Source organism: Acinetobacter sp. 479375 (assembly GCF_000581715.1).
Classification (GTDB): domain Bacteria; phylum Pseudomonadota; class Gammaproteobacteria; order Pseudomonadales; family Moraxellaceae; genus Acinetobacter; species Acinetobacter ursingii.
The window spans coordinates 17,272-35,333 of sequence record NZ_JEZN01000021.1 but is presented as its reverse complement, the minus strand read 5'-3'; the positions used below and the strand labels follow the sequence as shown (position 1 = coordinate 35,333).

The 18,062-nt window shown below is 39.2% G+C and carries 18 protein-coding genes; 9 read left to right on the top strand and 9 right to left on the bottom strand.

Annotated features, from left to right (window positions below; translation table 11 throughout):
• Window positions 1-10 precede the first annotated feature (10 nt).
• Window positions 11-526, bottom strand: coding sequence for a 5-(carboxyamino)imidazole ribonucleotide mutase (gene purE / locus J500_RS13895; RefSeq protein WP_005005447.1), 516 nt, complete (start codon window positions 524-526; stop codon window positions 11-13).
• A 429-nt stretch (window positions 527-955) separates the two neighbouring features.
• A complete protein-coding gene (locus J500_RS13890; RefSeq protein WP_125625200.1) occupies window positions 956-1,318 on the bottom strand; it encodes a DMT family protein in 363 nt (120 codons plus the stop codon).
• 250 nt (window positions 1,319-1,568) lie between these two features.
• Between J500_RS13890 and mpl the strand changes: the two genes are divergently transcribed.
• From mpl to J500_RS13860, 6 genes are all read left to right on the top strand, one after another.
• Window positions 1,569-2,930 (top strand): UDP-N-acetylmuramate:L-alanyl-gamma-D-glutamyl-meso-diaminopimelate ligase, encoded by a 1,362-nt coding sequence (gene mpl, locus J500_RS13885; RefSeq protein WP_034700129.1) that lies wholly within the window; start codon window positions 1,569-1,571, stop codon window positions 2,928-2,930.
• A 754-nt stretch (window positions 2,931-3,684) separates the two neighbouring features.
• Entirely contained in the window at window positions 3,685-4,227 is a 543-nt protein-coding gene (locus tag J500_RS13880; protein WP_004986231.1) for a hypothetical protein, read from the top strand.
• A gap of 138 nt (window positions 4,228-4,365) precedes the next feature.
• A complete protein-coding gene (locus tag J500_RS13875) occupies window positions 4,366-5,079 on the top strand; it encodes a molecular chaperone (RefSeq protein WP_004986230.1) in 714 nt (237 codons plus the stop codon).
• A gap of 5 nt (window positions 5,080-5,084) precedes the next feature.
• Window positions 5,085-7,373: a fimbria/pilus outer membrane usher protein gene (locus tag J500_RS13870; RefSeq protein WP_004994595.1), complete on the top strand. Its 2,289-nt coding sequence runs from the start codon at window positions 5,085-5,087 to the stop codon at window positions 7,371-7,373.
• An 11-nt stretch (window positions 7,374-7,384) separates the two neighbouring features.
• Window positions 7,385-7,792 (top strand): hypothetical protein, encoded by a 408-nt coding sequence (locus tag J500_RS13865; protein ID WP_004986228.1) that lies wholly within the window; start codon window positions 7,385-7,387, stop codon window positions 7,790-7,792.
• Between the two features lie 506 nt (window positions 7,793-8,298).
• Window positions 8,299-9,258, top strand: a complete 960-nt coding sequence (locus tag J500_RS13860) for a TerC family protein (RefSeq protein ID WP_004986225.1) — start codon at window positions 8,299-8,301, stop codon at window positions 9,256-9,258.
• Between the two features lie 119 nt (window positions 9,259-9,377).
• Here the strand turns inward: J500_RS13860 and J500_RS13855 are convergent, their stop codons facing one another.
• A complete protein-coding gene (locus J500_RS13855) occupies window positions 9,378-9,908 on the bottom strand; it encodes a nucleotidyltransferase family protein (protein ID WP_004986222.1) in 531 nt (176 codons plus the stop codon).
• 207 nt (window positions 9,909-10,115) lie between these two features.
• Between J500_RS13855 and guaD the strand changes: the two genes are divergently transcribed.
• From guaD to J500_RS13840, 3 genes are all read left to right on the top strand, one after another.
• Entirely contained in the window at window positions 10,116-11,435 is a 1,320-nt protein-coding gene (gene guaD / locus J500_RS13850; protein ID WP_004986219.1) for a guanine deaminase, read from the top strand.
• Between the two features lie 235 nt (window positions 11,436-11,670).
• A complete protein-coding gene (hpt, locus tag J500_RS13845; RefSeq protein ID WP_004986218.1) occupies window positions 11,671-12,198 on the top strand; it encodes a hypoxanthine phosphoribosyltransferase in 528 nt (175 codons plus the stop codon).
• A gap of 172 nt (window positions 12,199-12,370) precedes the next feature.
• Entirely contained in the window at window positions 12,371-12,625 is a 255-nt protein-coding gene (locus J500_RS13840; RefSeq protein ID WP_004986215.1) for a GlsB/YeaQ/YmgE family stress response membrane protein, read from the top strand.
• Window positions 12,626-12,742: 117 nt separating this feature from the next.
• Here the strand turns inward: J500_RS13840 and J500_RS13835 are convergent, their stop codons facing one another.
• The 6 genes from J500_RS13835 to rpmH form a co-directional block, all read right to left on the bottom strand.
• A complete protein-coding gene (locus J500_RS13835; protein WP_004986213.1) occupies window positions 12,743-13,444 on the bottom strand; it encodes a DsbC family protein in 702 nt (233 codons plus the stop codon).
• 281 nt (window positions 13,445-13,725) lie between these two features.
• On the bottom strand, window positions 13,726-15,081 hold the full coding sequence (mnmE, locus tag J500_RS13830) for a tRNA uridine-5-carboxymethylaminomethyl(34) synthesis GTPase MnmE (RefSeq protein ID WP_034700124.1): 1,356 nt from the start codon (window positions 15,079-15,081) through the stop codon (window positions 13,726-13,728).
• Between the two features lie 100 nt (window positions 15,082-15,181).
• Window positions 15,182-16,930 carry a membrane protein insertase YidC gene (yidC, locus tag J500_RS13825; protein WP_004986209.1) on the bottom strand — a complete coding sequence of 583 codons (1,749 nt, stop codon included), beginning with the start codon at window positions 16,928-16,930 and terminating at the stop codon, window positions 15,182-15,184.
• 5 nt (window positions 16,931-16,935) lie between these two features.
• A complete protein-coding gene (gene yidD, locus J500_RS13820) occupies window positions 16,936-17,256 on the bottom strand; it encodes a membrane protein insertion efficiency factor YidD (protein WP_004986206.1) in 321 nt (106 codons plus the stop codon).
• 9 nt (window positions 17,257-17,265) lie between these two features.
• Window positions 17,266-17,658 (bottom strand): ribonuclease P protein component, encoded by a 393-nt coding sequence (gene rnpA, locus J500_RS13815; RefSeq protein ID WP_004986204.1) that lies wholly within the window; start codon window positions 17,656-17,658, stop codon window positions 17,266-17,268.
• A 36-nt stretch (window positions 17,659-17,694) separates the two neighbouring features.
• Window positions 17,695-17,829 (bottom strand): 50S ribosomal protein L34, encoded by a 135-nt coding sequence (rpmH, locus tag J500_RS13810; RefSeq protein ID WP_000831329.1) that lies wholly within the window; start codon window positions 17,827-17,829, stop codon window positions 17,695-17,697.
• Window positions 17,830-18,062 lie beyond the last annotated feature (233 nt).

Below are 18,062 nucleotides of genomic sequence, written 5' to 3'. Positions count from 1 at the left end.
GATTGCCTCGTTATACTTGACCAGGAATATTGTTGCTTGCGACTTTATCGGTCTGCGCAGTACGGAAATCAGCCACATTTTTAGCAATTTCAGGATCATGTAGACCTAAAATCTGTGCTGCCATAATCGCAGCATTGGTTGCACCCGCAGGGCCAATCGCCAAAGTTCCCACAGCAATACCCGCTGGCATTTGTACAATTGAAAGTAAAGAATCAACACCATTTAAAATCGAAGATTTTACAGGAACTCCAAGTACAGGCAGATCAGTTTTAGCTGCACACATACCTGGTAAATGCGCCGCGCCGCCAGCACCTGCAATAATCACCTGAATGCCGCGTTCACGCGCCGTTTCTGCATATTCAAATAAACGATCGGGGGTACGATGTGCCGAAACCACTTCAGCTTCGAAAGGCACACCGAGTTGTTTGAGCATATTGGCAGTATGTTCTAGCGTTGCCCAATCCGATTGAGAACCCATAATAATTCCGACTAAGGGTTGAGCATCTTTCGCTGCGACCGCGTTCATTGGCATTTCCAAAGTATCAAAGATAAAAATAGAGATCTCGGTTTGCACCAAGAAAGATAAGAGAATGCGCGGCATTATAGCGGTTTTTTTCAACAGCTCCAAAACTCTGAGACAATTTGATCTGAATTGATCAAGTTTGATGCTTTTACCCAGTTTTTGAGCCAAATTAAATCACAGGAAATATGATTTAAAGCTGAGCGAGAAACTGCTGTAAGCATTTACTGACAAAATTCTCAGAAAATAGCGTCTAGGTCTATTTTTTATTTTGTCCTATGATGAATTCATCAGGAACAGGAAGTTCCAGAACAGAAAACAAAAATGATAAGTTCTTGCATCAGGATCGTGAGGGATGACAGGAGTTATACCTAGGCGCAAAATATGAGAAAGCTCGACAGGATGTCGGGCTTTTTTCATTTGATCTAGATCAGTTTACTGTCCACGAAACACAAAATAGACGCACCCCATCAAACATAACATGGCCCATAAATAGTCCAGTTTGAACGGTTGCTTGAATAAAAACAGCATGAAAGGGACAAATACGATCAGCGTTACCACTTCCTGCGTAATTTTCATTTCACCTAGCGTCCAACCTTGTTGATCCAGATAGCGTGTGGCAGGAATCATAAAGCTATATTCCATCAGCGCGATCAGCCAACCAAACAAGATGGCTTGCCATAAAGGCGCATGATGTAAAAACTTCAAATGACCATACCACGCCATCGTCATAAAGCAATTTGAGATAATTAAACAGCCAAGTGCAATCAATGTTGGATTCAAATGAATATCCTTGATCAGAATAGACCACAAACGGTCTGTGAACAGTCAAATTTATTATAAAAGCGAAATTTCAAAAAATAATTCTTTTATCAAAATTTAATCCCTGTCATTTCACCTAAAAGCAACAGCAAAACACCCGAATCACATGATTTATGACTATCTTTTCCCAAGCAGCCTTGTTATCGTTGCTGTCAATTTAAATTGATATTTTGACGTTGGCGTATAGAAATAAAAGGCCAACTCAGGGCAGTGGAGTAGGCGAGTTATGCATCTGCATATTTTGGGTATTTGTGGCACTTTTATGGGTTCTTTGGCACTTCTGGCAAGAGATTTAGGACATAAAGTCACAGGTTCCGATGCCAATGTCTATCCACCCATGTCGACCCAATTAGAAAATGCTGGCATTGAACTCATGCAAGGCTATGATCGCAGCCATTTACAGCCGCATCCCGATCTGGTGATTGTAGGCAATGCAATGAAACGTGGTATTGATGCGGTTGAATATATGCTCAATGCAGGTTTACCTTACATCTCTGGCCCACAATTTTTGGCTGATCATGTTTTGCAAGGGAAACATGTATTGGGCGTTGCAGGCACACATGGTAAAACTACCACCACCACCATGCTGGCTTGGGTACTCGATCAGGCAGGTTTAAATCCAGGCTTTTTGATCGGCGGGGGCCCGCTTGGTTTTAGTGAAAGTGCGCGTTTGGGAGGCGGTCAGTATTTCTGTGTTGAAGCGGATGAATATGACTCGGCTTTCTTTGATAAGCGTTCAAAATTCGTTCACTATCATCCTAAAACCGCGATTTTAAATAATCTTGAATTTGATCATGCCGATATCTTTGATGATTTGGCAGCGATTCAAAAACAATTCCATCATTTGGTGCGCACCATTCCCAGTGAGGGGTGCATTATTGCGCCAATCACTGAAACTCATATTGATGAAGTGTTGGATATGGGTTGCTGGACGCCAGTGGTGCGTACCAGTTTAAATCCAAATCCTGATGTTGCACTCAGTGCAGAACAACTTAGCGCGGATGGCAGTCATTTTGAAGTACTAGAACACGGTGTGGTCAAAGGTGAAGTACAATGGAGTATGACGGGGCAACATAGCGTCGCCAATGCCTTAGCAACCATTGCAGCAGCACAACATGTCGGTGTGAGTATTGAACAGGCTTGTCAGGCTTTATCCAATTTTGGCGGAGTCAAACGCCGTATGGAACTGCTTGGAACCGTTCGCGGCATTGAAGTTTATGATGACTTTGCCCATCATCCAACCGCAATTGAAACCACGCTAGACGGCGCACGTAAACGCTTGGGCGAACGTAAACTTTGGGCCATTATTGAGCCACGTTCCAACACCATGCGTATGGGCAGCCATAAAGAGGGACTGGCACAATCAGCACGTTTGGCCGATGAAGTGATCTGGTATCAACCCGAAGGTCTGGACTGGGATTTACAACCTGTGGTCGACGCTGCAACCAATCATGCTCAAGTCAGCCGTTCATTGGACGAAATTATTAATCGTATTGTGAATGAAGCAGGTGAGGGTGATGCTGTAGTGATTATGTCAAATGGCGGTTTTGGCGGATTACATCAAAAGCTTTTAAATGCCTTAAAATAAATTTTTCTCAAATCGTAGCGTTATAAAGAGTCCTTTTTGGACTCTTTTTACTTTTTTTTCGTCCTTAATGCCTTAATTTTATCCATGCTATTGAGGTATAAATAGATTAAATTTGATAAGCTAAATCAATATTTTTTAATTCATATTCTATTAAATATTAGTCTGAATCCCAATAATTTAGAAATTAAGAGGCTATAAAAACATTCTTTTAAATGTGATTGTTCATATAACATTTATCAATTAAAAACCAAGTATAAATTCAATTGTAAATGTAAAAAACACAATATAATGGAAATATCCATTCTTTTATAGATATAGAGATTAAAAAAAATATTTTTTGAGTATAAATAACAATAATAAATACAAATTCACAAATAAAATTCATAACACGTAACAATTTATATCAAAATATAAAATTTTTTGATTTTTTAGTTTTATTAAGTTATTCATTTCAAATAATTTTTATTTAAATGAAAAATCAACTATTTTTTATGAATAAATTAATCAAATTTATTTCAGATGCTGATTGGCTTGAATAAAAATTAAAAAACAATAAATAACAACAATTTAAACCAAATAAAAAATCAAAGTATTTTATTTTATGTGAAATAAATCACATTATTGTTTATTAGTGTGATTAAACTATGCTTAAAGAGCGGTTATGAATAGAAGATTTTTTCAAAATCCAGATCTCATAATTGTAAATTTATAAATAACAAACAGCATCTTAATAATAAAAGATGGGAGATACGTTATGAACAAGCTTGTAAAAACAATATTGTCAGTGATGGCTTTTGGTGGAGTGGTTGGTATTGCTCATGCAGAGGTAGAAACGGCGAGCTTATGGGGTGGCGGAGGCGGTTCGCAGCACCCTGAAGGTTGTACAGAACTCTGCGGAAGCAAGTCTATTCCTATTGAAATCACAATTCCAAAAGTATGCGAACTCAAAAATGTCACTACAAAAATCACCCTAAATAGCACTACAGGCACTGGTACTGGTGGTTTTAGTGTAGGTGCAAATGCAGCATATAACCTATTGGTTGATACCGATAATCGTACTTCAGGAACTAATAACTCTGCATTAAAATATGGAACTTATTCTATTCCAACAACTGTTACTACTAAACGTGGCTCCAATAATGTCAATTTAGGTTCAATCAAATATAATGAACCAATGACTGCTGGTACTTCTTCACTTAACGATTATAGCATTACAGTACAAACCTCTGGTTCTTTAGGTATTAGCAAACCCGCTGGAACTTATACTGATAAATATAATATTTCAGTTTATTTCTAATCCATTTTATTTACTGTTTCAAAAAGTTGGTTCTATTCTAGCAATGGAGCCAACTTCATTACTTCAAATCCAATCACATTATAAAAAATACCATTGAATACAAAAGTTAATTACTTATAAATAATATACGGGTGGGTTATGAAAAGAAAAGTTTTAATCTTAATACTTGGTTTATGTGGGTATACTCATATAGTATGGGCAGGTTTATCAATTAGTCCAATCCAACTCTATATTACCGATAAAACCAAACAACGTAGCGCAACAGTCACCATGGACTCAAAAGACATGGAGGACACTAAAACCTTTGAAGCAACCGCCGTGAAATGGTCACAAAATGACAAAGGAGAGGATGTCTACGAGCCAGATCCCAATATCATTATTAACCCCAAAAACTTTATTATTGCGCCTAATTCAAAACAGGTCATTCGTGTTGGATTTAATCAACCTTTAGCAGGTATCACCACCAATGACGAAAAGACCTGGCGTATTATTTTTCAAGAAGTAGCTCCGCCTGTTGAAACGGATTCAGTAACGTTTTTATTTAATATTTCTGTCCCTTTATTTGTGGGTAAGCTTAATCCAGTCAATATCAATGTCATACCGAAAACGATTAATAACAATTTAGTCGTCAATATTAAGAACAATTCTCCTTCACATGTTCAGATTTTGAAATTAACGTTGGTAGATGCTTCAAAAAAAGAAGTCGCAAACTTAAGCCAAATGAAATATTTACTTCCAAATACAGCTCAAGATTTTAATTTTGAGAAAATTAATCTGCATAATAATCAATATAAACTTCTCGTTCTGACCGACAAACAAGATCAGCCTTATGAATATAGTCTTAAGGAGTGATCTGTATGAAAATATCGACACTTTCTGCACATATCTGCTTGATATGTGCATTTACACATGTTCATGCGGCAGACAATGTCATCTTATCCAATCTCTGGATTAATGGACTCGATCGGAATACGGAGGCCTTAGTTTTACAACAGGATAATCAATATTATGTTGAATGTCAGATTCTTAATTCACTTAATTTAAAAGTATTTTTATTAAAAAAACACGCCACTCAAGAACAATATTGTCTAGTAAGTAGTGATCAAATCCACTCCAACTTTGATAACGCAAGTCAGTCACTCAAGATTGATTTTCCGGCTGAATATTTTCTGGGGTATTCCAATCAAAATACCATGCTACAACCTGATAAAGCATCTTTGGGAGCATTTCTCAATTATGACTTCTTTTATGACAAATTTGATCAAGGCTATGAATTTAATAATTTTTACGAACTAGGGATTTTCAAGGATTATTGGTTACTCAATAACTCATTGATATACAGAAAAAATGATGCAGACGATGACAGTACAGGAGTGATTCGTCTAAATAGTTCTTTGAGTATTGATTTTCCTCAGCATTTCACCAGACTGACATTGGGGGATAATACCAATATATATAATTCACTGATTGATTCTTTTCGCTTCGGTGGGATTAGTTTCGGGACTAATTTTAGCGAACGTTCTGATTTTATTTACTGGAACACACCTATTTTACGAGGGAGTGCAATTCTTCCTTCAACTATTGATTTATATATCAATGGTGTAAGTATCTATCGACAAAATGTGACTCCAGGAGACTATACCTTACAAACGGGTGCAAACATCCAACAATCAGGTAATGCCCAAATTGTGGTTGAAGATATTTTAGGCAACCGCTCCGTGCAAAACTTTCCAGTTTTGATCAACAATCGTTTACTCAAAGTTGGACTCAATGAATATAACGTCTCTTTAGGTAAATTACGTTTTAATTACGATTATGACAGCAATGACTATCGTGATTTCTTTACCAATGTCTATTTTCGTCGTGGCTTTAGCACCGATACCACCCTCGGTTTTAATGGATCATATAGTGATGATGTAAAAAATTTAGGATTGATGTGGACACAATCATTAGGGCGTTATGCCTTATTAGATGTAAATGCAGCAGGAAGTTCTGCTTATGGGAATGATGGTTATTCGGTTGGTGCTTCTGTAAGCAATAGTTTTGATAGCTTTTCGATGGGACTGAGCACGCGTTACTCTTCTGAAGACTATCAATCACTTGGATATACTCAAGATTTTCGAAACCCTCGTATCGATTCGTTGGCGTATCTATCCTTCTTTAAAGTGCCTTATGTCAATAGTGTTAATTTAAACTATGTCGAACGGCGTTATTATCCAGATGATGAAGTTCCTCGAAATAACTCAAAATTATTAACAGTCGGAATATCCAAAAGCTTTTCCAGACGTTTATCTTTTACGGCGTCCTATTTTAAAGATTTTGGGGATTTTAATGATTCTGGCGCTTTTTTCTCCCTTATTTTTAATTGGGATGACAATAAAAATATTTATCTGGATCAAACTACAGATGGAGATACACGTTTAACCTTTGCGAAAAGTTCTCCTGAACAGACAGGCTTTGATTATTCTGTAGGTGCTGAACGTCGTGATGGTGAAATGACTTATAACGGATTTGGTTTATTTAAAACTGATGTTGGTGATTTGACTTTACAACATACTCAAAATTCTGACTCTTATGATTCACGCGTGTCCTATCGTGGCGCACTAGTTTGGCTGAATCATCAGGTGAATCTAACAAAATCTGTCGATAGTGCCTTCGCATTGGTCAAAGTTGGTGATTATAAAGATGTCGATGTGATGCGTTCTTTATCGCCTGTTGGTCGAACCAATAAAAATGGCTATTTCTTTATCCATGATATTTTGCCTTATATTTCTTACGATTTATCTTTTGATCAGGATCAACTTCCGATTGAAGATAAAATTGATTACTCATCCAAAAAAATGGTCGCACTAAATCAACGCGGTTATTACATTGATTTTCCAGTAACTCATACCCAACAAGTGATCGTAAAATTACGCGATAAAAATGGAAATTTATTGGCCAGAGCGACACCCGTTTATCTGGATCAAAATACAGATCAAGTCTATCCAGTCGACCAACAAGGTAACGTTTATCTCTACGGTCTTTTACCTAAAACCTATCAACTCAGTAGTCAAGGAGACAAGGCTTGTCATAGCCAATTACAAATTCCAGAAAAAACCAGTACCACCACATCCAGTCAAGTCATTGAGTTGACTTGTAAATAAGGAGAAAGGCAATGAAAATATTACTTGGCATCATTGCATACTGTGCTTTAGGCACTCTCTATGCAGGCCAGTGTTCTATGGGACAAATTACCGAACCACGTATGCGTTTGGGAAGTTACTATCAAAGCCAAGCTGCGACATCGTTTCACGTCAATTGTGATAGTGCTTACACCATTCGTTTTAATAGCATGAATCTGCGTAGCACAGATGGTTCAAGTTTTGTGACCAATGGTCCCTACAAATTAAGAACCCGTTTAACCGTAGCAGGGCCGGTGGATAATTTATGGAATGTGCCATTAACCGCCAACACCCATAAAGATAATAAATACATCATTTCAGTCAGATTAGAAGATCGTCCGTCCATACAGGTTCCAGCAGGTACTTACCGTGATATGGTGTATGTCAATTTATCGTTTTAATCCAAAGATCTGAATAGATTTATAAGATAAAGGATACTGAACACCATATTTTGAGGAATGATCTAGCAACATGATGTTTAAAACGTGATTTTTTAAATAAAATTTTGATCGTGATCAAGCCCTTGCCTTGATGTGTGACGCTAGGGCAAGGATGATTATGAAATCTTCTAATGACTTTTTTAGACCTAGGCAGGTTGAAAAAAATCCGATTTGCTTAAACAGCATAAATATGCGATGCTAGAGACACATTTGGATTTGATCCAAAACCCAATTTAAGTAGACAAGGGGAGTAGCCTCCTCCAAGCGTTGTAAACTAATGTAATATCAAAAGTTAATTTACAACGTGTCAGATATCGTCAATACACTTTGCAAAAAGTCGGTATCTGAGCATCAAATATAGTTTGATGTAGGCAAGACCTTGATCATGTTGATACAGATGTTTTTTTTATTCATCTGGCGACAGGTCAAGGTTTTTTTATGGCCAATTGTCAGATGTGGAGAGATTTATGGACTCTATCGGTAATATTTGGCTGTATCTGGTCTTTTTTGGCATCGTATTTGCGATGCTGTTAATCGACTTTCTCGGCTTTAAACAGAAAAAAGACCAGTCCGTGCCCATTAAACAGGCACTAGCATGGAGTATTGCTTGGGTGACCGTGGCGATGCTGTTTGCAGGTGGATTATGGCTATACCTACAACAAACCGCAGGACTTGCGCTTGCCAACCAAAAAACCATGGAATATCTGGCAGGTTATTTACTGGAAAAATCATTAGCGATTGATAATGTTTTTGTCTGGTTGATGATTTTTGCTGCTTTTGCCATTCCACCTTCGTTACAACGTAAAATTTTGCTTTACGGCGTATTAGGCGCGATTGTTTTAAGAACGATCTTTATTTTTATTGGTGCATGGTTTGTTCAGGAGTTCTCTTGGATTTTATATATTTTCGGTGCATTCTTGGTCTATACCGGCTTTAAGTTCTTAAAAGGTCAAGGAGATGAGCAGCCCAATATTGAAGATATGGCATTACTGAAATGGTTACGCAAACATATGCGTATCACGCCAAGTTTTAAAGGCGATCGTTTCTTTGTCAAAGAGCAAGGCATCCTTTGGGCAACTCCATTGTTTATTGTACTGATCTTGGTGGAGTTCTCCGATGTGATCTTCGCGGTAGACTCTATTCCTGCCATTTTTGCGGTCACCACCGATCCGTTTATTGTCCTTACTGCCAACCTGATGGCGATTTTGGGCTTACGTGCCATGTTCTTTTTATTGGCAGGAACAGCATCAAAAATGCATTATCTGCCCTATGGTTTAGGCATTATCTTGCTATTTATCGGCTTTAAAATGTTGATGCTTGATGTGTTCCATATGCCAATCTGGATTTCCTTGAGCTTTATTGTGTTGGTGCTGGGGATTACCGCGTGGTTATCGATTCGCCACAATAAAAAACAGGCTCAATCCTAATCTCAATTCTGATTGATCCAGCCCTTTTGTCTTGAAGATAAAAGGGCTTTTTATTTGCGAGATTCAATCAATTTAAGCTTGGGCCAACGTTGTAGCCATTGTTTTTCAATGACTCGATTTTAAAAAGTCTCATAATTCACCAAACGCGGATTCCAACGTAGTTTTAGCTCGAATAAATCTGATAACCCAAAGGGTGCAATGATTTCAAGCAGATCATTTTCAGTGAGGCGTACTGCAATCGCGGTCGCGGTTTCAGGCCATGCAGAAATTGCATCGAATAAAGAGGTATAGGCTTTTATCTTCTCAGCATTTTCGTTTAAATACCAATGATGTACGGTCGCCTGATTGACCACATCCCAGTCGTTTAAAGGAAATTGTCTATGTAATGCCTGTTGAATGCGCTGCTGTTGTTGTGAATCTGCATCAGGATCGTAAAAAATCACATCGATTTCTACCTGTTCAATCTCATATTTTTGATGATGTAACGCAGACCAGATCAATTGCCGAATCACACCTGCACTCAGGTAACAGTGTGCATTGATGGTGCGTAATACTTTTAAACGCTGAACAAGTGCGGCTTGATGCAAAAACCATGATTGAATTTGATCATCATAAGCCCCTGAAATATGGTGCAATGTTGTCATATCCATTATTCTATTGCGTTAAATTTATACCATTTGGCAAGTTCTTTGCATTATTTTAAGAAAAAAACTGAGATTTAAGGACTCATCTTCGGGTCCTTAAATTTCTTATCTTTAATTCACGATAATCCTTGTTTTGCTTTTCATATAAACACTGCAATTCTAGGTAAATACGTTACAATCAATCGAAAAAATTACAAGTTAAAGGTTTTTTAGATGTCATCTTCCGCTCAAACCACCATTGTTCGTGGTCGATTTTTAGATATACAGTCTTTGGTTCAACAGGCTCAACAGATTCCTGAACAAGTTCGTTATCTTGAAGACGGCGTTCTGATTAGCGAAAACGGTAAAATCAAATGGTTTGGCACATGGCAAGATGCACAGCCTCATCTTCCTGAAAATATTGAAATTCAACATTATCCAGAACAACTGATCGTCCCAGGATTTATCGATACTCACATTCATTATCCCCAAACTGAAATGGTGGGTGCGTACGGTGAGCAACTTCTGAGTTGGCTAAATACTTATACCTTTCCAACTGAACTTCAATTTAAAGACCCAGCCTATGCACAAAACATTGCCCAGTTTTTTGTGCAAGAACTATTAAAAAATGGAACAACGACAGCACTGGTATTCTGTACGGTCCATCCTGAATCTGTTGATGCCTTATTTGAAGCCGCAGAACGCATTCAGATGCGTTTGATTGCAGGTAAAGTGCTGATGGATCGTCATGCACCAGATGGTCTTTGTGACACGCCACAAAGCGCTTATGACGAATCTAAAAACCTTATTGAAAAATGGCATGCTAAGGGCAGGGCGCTCTATGCAATTACCCCACGTTTTGCACCAACCTCGACGCCAGAACAATTAGAAAAAGCGGGTCAACTCAAGCAGGAATATCCTGATGTCTATGTGCATACCCATTTAAGTGAAAATAAAGATGAAATTGCGTGGGTAAAATCACTTTATCCTGAACAAAAAAGCTACCTCGATGTATATCATCATTATGGTTTGACAGGCCAGCGCTCGGTATTTGCCCATTGTGTGCATTTAGAACAAGAGGAATGGCAATGTATGCATCAAACAGATTCAGCCATTGCCTTTTGCCCGACCTCAAACTTATTTTTAGGTAGTGGTTTATTTCCATTGAAAAAGACTTGGGAACAAGGCGTTAAAGTGGGCTTAGGCACTGATATTGGGGCAGGCACATCCTTTAGTCTGTTACAAACCGTCAATGAAGCCTATAAAGTTCAACAGCTACAAGGCGATAAACTCTCTGCTTATGAAGCGCTTTACCATGCCACAATAGGCGGTGCAAAAGCACTGGATTTACAGGACCAACTCGGTAACTTTAATGTCGGTAAAGAAGCTGATTTTGTGGTACTGAATTTAAAAGCCACTGCTTTGCAAAGTCTGCGTCAATCTCGCGTGAAATCGATAGATGATGCCTTGTTTGCGCTGTTTACTATGGGCGATGATCGCAATATCGAGGCGACGTATATTTATGGACAATGTGCCTACCAAAAAACCGAATAAATCAAAAGTGAAACCCAGACCGTGGCTAAAATGGACGATCTTCGCAGTAGTATGTAGCTTACTGCTCAAACGTGATCAACCTGACAAAAAGAAGCCATAGTTACAGTTAATCATTTGAGAAGGGATGCATCATCTGCTTTTTTGTTTTAAAATTTACAGATGAATTGAAGATTTCAGGGTGTTGCAGGTCAACACCTTTTTTATTTTTAACTTTTGCGTTTTAGGTATCTACCCCATGACCGTTGCAATGAGCGTGATGATCTCAACTGAAGACATTCAAGCCAAAGTCAAACAACTCGGTGAACAAATCAATGCTCACTATACCAATAGCCAAAAAGATCTGGTGTTGATTGGTTTACTCCGCGGCTCTTTTATTTTTATGGCAGATTTATGCCGAGCCATCGAAAAACCGCATGAACTGGATTTTATGACCGTTTCCAGCTATGGCAGCAGTACCACGTCTAGTCGTGATGTTAAAATTTTAAAAGATCTGGATGGTGAGATTCGCGGCAAAGATGTGCTCGTGGTCGAAGATATTATTGATTCTGGCAATACTTTAAGCAAAGTACTTGAAATTTTGCAAACGCGCGAACCCAATTCTATTGAACTCTGTACGCTGGTGAGTAAACCTTCACGCCGTGAAATTGAACTTGAAGTTAAGTTTTTGGGTTTTGAAGTTGAAGACCGCTTTATTGTGGGTTATGGATTGGATTACGACCAAAAATATCGTCATTTACCCTTTATTGGTGAAATTGGTCTGTAACCAAAAAAATGGCGCTTTCGCGTCATTTTTTATGGATGTTTTACACGATATCGACCACACAAAAACGCAACATGATTTAGCAATCCGTGACTATCAGCCTGATTTAAAACCGTTCACTATAATAAAACAAGCACTTGTCAAATCAGAATAAGCAAAACAAGGAGAACGTCTTATGTGGTCATTTATTGTTGCCATTGTCGTCGGTTTTATTGCAGGTTTAATCGCCCGCGCGATTCATCCTGGTGAAGATAAAGCGGGTTTTATTGTTACCACACTACTTGGGATTGCAGGTTCACTTTTAGCAACCTATGGCGGACGTGCTTTAGGACTTTATCCCGAAAACTCCAGTGCGGGCTTTATCGCCTCGGTTGTAGGCGCCATTATTATTCTGTTTATTTATAATCTGATTAGCAAAAAAACTGCCTAAATTTTCTCTAGATATAAATAAAGGTGGTAATTTCTCTACAAAAATTACTCATCTTTTAAATTTGATTCAAGGCTGATATCTCTATCAGCCTTTCGAGTTGAAAACGAAATTTGTAGCTTAATCCAGTTTAAATTCTTTCCACAACGATTCTATTTGTTCAGCCGAAACCATGCCAGCCGCCTTAAATCCATTAGAAAAAATCAAAGTTGGTGTACCTTCAATTGCTAGTGTTTGACCTAACTTTAAATTTCGATCAATCGGATTTGCACAGGGGACTGTACTTTGTGGAACAATGCCCTTACGAATCAGATTATTCCATGCATAAGTACGGTTTGCTTCGCACCAGACTTGTTTAGAAGGCTGTACCGATTGACTGCGAATAGGATAAATAAAAGTATAGATCGTGACATTTTTCAGTTGATCGAGCTGATTTTCGAGTTGTTTGCAATAAGGACAATTGGGATCTGAGAAAACTGCTATCTGGCGTTTACCATTGCCTTTCACGGTTTTAATAGCATCCTGTAAAGGTAAACTTTTCCAGTCAATGCTTTTGTTTTTGACCACCAGATCCTTCGTTAAATTATGCTGATCTTTTAAGCGAATCATCGAACCAATCAAAATATGTTCTGCATTTTCACCAATATAAATAATCTGATTATCCAGTGTCGCACTATATAAACCCTGCATTTCGGTTTTCTGGATATTTTCAATATTTAACTTGGGATACTTTTGTTTAAGTTGAATCTGCACACTTTCCACACTGGCTTGACTTGAAAAAGCCCATGCACTTATTAAAGCTGCCAGTAAAATTTTATACATTGCATCATACTCAACCTAAACAAAGCTGTATTGTAAAAGAAACGCAGCTCAGCTCTGTTATATTTTCTTTGAATCTTAGACCTTGAATCAGATGTTTCACGTGAAACCTTTTTTGATTTGATGATTCTGATGATGCTACAAGCTGCTTTAGCTTTAGATTAAAATCTTTTTCACATAACTTATACGCAAACTGATCGAAATAGGTTTAAGCTGAATAGATTCCGAAACTCTCCACGCACTCATGACCGAAAGATCATGAGTGTTTTTTTATTTTTGTTTGATTACTTTCCAATACAAAATGAACCAAAAATCTTGCCGAGCAGATCATCCGCACTAAAACCCCCTGTAATTTCACCCAGTGCATTTTGCGCCAAACGTAAAGATTCAGCGACCAACTCACCAGCATGGAATACTACAAGCTGTTCGCACGCCTCATCCAGATAGTGCTGAGTGCGCTTCATTGCGTCTAAATGACGTGTTCTGGCAATAAAGGTGTCTTCCTCAGGCTGAAAGCCTGCATGCGCTGTAATCGTCTCTATGAGGCTGTCTACGCCAGTTTCCTGTTTGGCCGAAATCCTAACATGACGAAACCCTTGATATTGGTCATTCACTGCGCTTTGTTCAAGCAAATCAGACTTATTCCCAATGAGGATTAAACGTTTCGGATCAAGATGATCTTTAAAATACTCCTGAGCAAGTTGTAAAGGATCGTCACCTTGACTTAAGTCATAAACCAACAGCAACAGATCAGCTTGTTCAATTTCTTTAATCGCGCGGCGGATGCCTTCTTTTTCGACAATATCACCTGTTTCACGTAATCCCGCAGTATCTGTCAACGTAATGGGTAAGCCATTTAAGCTAATTTTTTCATGCAGTACATCACGGGTGGTTCCTGCAATGTCCGTCACAATCGCGCGCTCATTGCCCGCCAAGGCATTGAGTAAGCTTGATTTGCCTGCATTAGGCTTGCCCGCAATCACGACTTGTAAGCCTTCTCGTAACAACTGACCTTGTCTTGCAGATTGTTGTACCGCCTGTACTGATTGTTTTACCTCATCCAGCAAAGCCAAAATTTTACCATCCGCCAGAAAATCAATTTCTTCTTCTGGAAAATCAATCGCCGCTTCAACGTGCAAACGCAAATGAATGAGTTTTTCTAAAACGGTATTAATTTTAGTGGAAAAAGCGCCTTGTAATGAGCGTACAGCGGAACGTGCAGCCGCTTGCGAGGTGGCATCAATCAAATCTGCAATCGCTTCTGCCTGTACCAGATCCAGTTTTCCATTTTCAAAGGCACGCATGGAAAACTCACCGGCTTTCGCGGCTTTGGCGCCTAATTCAAATAAACGTGCCAATAACGCATTTTGAATGACAGGGCCGCCATGTCCTTGTAACTCCACCACATCTTCGCCCGTAAATGAATGCGGATTAGGGAAACACAAAACCAACCCTTCATCCATCCCCTCGCCAGCCGCATCATAAAACTGACGAAAACCCGCCATACGCGGTTCAGGAAGTATTTTTTTCGTCAATGCCTCTGCGATCGTAAAAGCTTTAGGGCCAGAAAGACGAATCACACCCACACCACCACGTCCAGGAGGGGTAGCAATTGCAGTGATGGTGGTTTGTGCAAGCATAACAATAACCTAACTATTGCAAGAAAACAGAAATAAAAAAATCCGCTCAAGATTAGCATCCTGAGCGGATTTTATCAGCTCTTATGAGTCAGAAAGTCAGTTAAGAACTTACTTCTGGTGCAGCTGGACGATTTTTCGCAACGTTTTTATTAATAAACCATTGCTGAAGAATCGTAATACTGTTGTTCACGATCCAGTACAACACCAGACCTGACGGGAAGAACAACATAAATACGGTGAAAATGATTGGCATAATGCGGAACACTTTGGCCTGCATTGGATCGGCAGGTTGCGGGTTTAGCATTTGCTGGATAAACATGGTTGCGCCCATCAACAACGGCAAGATAAACCATGGATCCATTGCAGATAAATCCTGAATCCAAAGCATCCACGGTGCATGACGCAATTCCACACTTTCCATCAAGACCCAATACAAGGCTAGGAAAATTGGCATTTGCAGCAATAGCGGTAAACAGCCTGAAAGTGGATTGACCTGTTCACGTTTGTAAAGCGCCATCATTTCCTGAGAGAAACGCATACGGTCTTCGCCAAACTCTTCTTTCATACGTTGCATTTCAGGTGCAATCACACGCATCTTGGCCATTGAACGGTAGCTTTTTGAAGATAAAGGCCACAGAATCAATTTCACCACAATCGTCAAAAGAATAATTGACCAGCCCCAGTTTCCTACGATGCTATGGAAAAATTGCAAACCGAGGAACAACAGTTTAGCAATTGGCCACAACCAACCATAGTCAACGGTTTGATTCAAACCAACCGCGAGATCTTTCAATTCAGACTGGATTTTTGGCCCAGAATAGAACGTCGCATCGACCGTCATGGTTTTGCCAGCAGGCACATTGATGGTCGGAGAAGTGAAGCCAATGATATTCATATTATCGGCAGATTTACGCGACTCTAACTTGGCGGTATAAGCCTGATCACCAAAATGACCTGGAATCCACGCACTAACGAAATAATGTTGCACCATCGCGACCCAGCCGCCTTTGGCATCCACATTTAGTTTTTCATCAGAGAAATTAGCAAATTTTAGCTTGTTGTAATGCTCATCAGGCGTTCCCCATGCACCCCCAAGGAAAGTCCCCAAGGTAAAGATACCTTGATCAGATTTACCCGGATCTTCTGAGTTATCGCGCTTGATCTGCCCAAACATTTGACCTTGCCAGTTTTGCGCGCTACGGTTCACGACCTGATAGCTCACCTGAACTGGATAATCGCCCTGTTTAAAGGTAAAACGCTTGATAATTTCAACACCATCAGCCGTTTTGTAAACCATCGGGACCGTCAGAACTTTTTCCGCTTTACCGTCTTTGTTTTGGCTATCCTTGGCATCCGCTAATGTATAAGCTGTTTTTTCAACTTCATACTGTGGACGACCTTGGCGACTACTGTCTGGGCCATTCAATCCAATTAAACCAGATTGTGCCACATAGGTCCGCTTCGCATCGCTTTCCAGCATGACAAAAGGCTGGTCACTGTTTTTGTCTTTATCATGATTGAGTAATTCAATACGCACAATATCGCCACCTTTAGGATTAATCCAAAGGTGATAGAGGTCAGTTTGTACTGAAATAAGCTGTTGATTCACAGGTGCTGTCGCATCTGTAACTTGTTGCGTCGCAATATTTGCTTGTGGCACATCTGTTGATGTCGCAGTAGCTTGGCTATTTGGCAGGTCGGCAGACACTTCATGAGATTCAACCACAGCGGCAGGCGCTGGTTGATTAGAAGTAGTGCTATGACCATAATCTTTTTGCCAAGCCAAGATAAGCAAATATGCGGTGACAAACATGGCTCCGAGAATCGCAAACCTGGCCCATTGTTGCATATCAATTATCCCAAGTGGTTAAAGTGATTTTGGTTTAATAAACGCTCACGAAAGGGTACAGCAACGTGAGGCTTTTGAGAATCTATTTGCTGAAATGAAATAAAACGAATTGCTTTAGCAGGTACAGGATCATACCCACTCCCTCCCCAGGGATGACATCGACAGACACGATTCACCGCCAACCAACTACCTTTGATTGCACCATAGCGATGAACAGCTTCCAGCGCATATTGCGAACAGGTGGGTATATAGCGACAACGCGGTCCGAGCAAAGGACTCAAGGCAATTTGATAAAATCGAATCAACCAATGCAGGATAGATACCATTGGTCATCTCTATTTTTCAATTGAGGGAGAGATGGTGTTTTGATGCTTGTGTGCAAGACGATTTAACTTACGCCAAGCCAATTGAAGTTGCTGAGTCAGATCAGCATTAGATACGGTTTCAATGCCAAGTTTAGGCATAACCACAATATCAATCAGTGCTAATTGTTGTTGATGCAAACGAAAGCTTTCACGTGCAAGTCGTTTTATTCGATTTCTTTCATGCGCACGGCGCACTTTTTTTTTGGCAACAACCAATCCTAAACGGCTTTTAGGCTGTTCAGAAGGTTTTGCCAAAAATAAAAAATGGGGTTGATGCACTTTAAAAAGCGCACCATCAAACACACTTTTAAAATCAGCAGCACAATGTAAGCGTACATTTGTACCGAAGCTATAAAGTGCCATAACACCCGATCGTGTAGTAATAACGATTTAAATAAATTAAACAGTTAGGCTATGACGACCTTTAGCACGACGGCGAGCCAATACTTGACGACCAGCTTTAGTTGCCATACGAGCGCGGAAACCATGAACACGTTTACGTTTTAGTTCAGAGGGCTGAAAAGTACGTTTCATATCGAAACTCCCAAAATATGATCTTTCTGTAAAGGTTCGCGATTTTATGGTGCAACGACCCTACTGTCAATGAAAAATCAAAAAGTTTACATTTTATTCAGTATTTTTTGAAAACCCTTAGATTTATTCTGTCTTTCTCTAGAAATAAGCCTACAAAATTTATACACAATCTAATCTATTAAATTTATTCTTGTTTTTTATATACCCACAGCTTATTCTCATGTTTATCAACA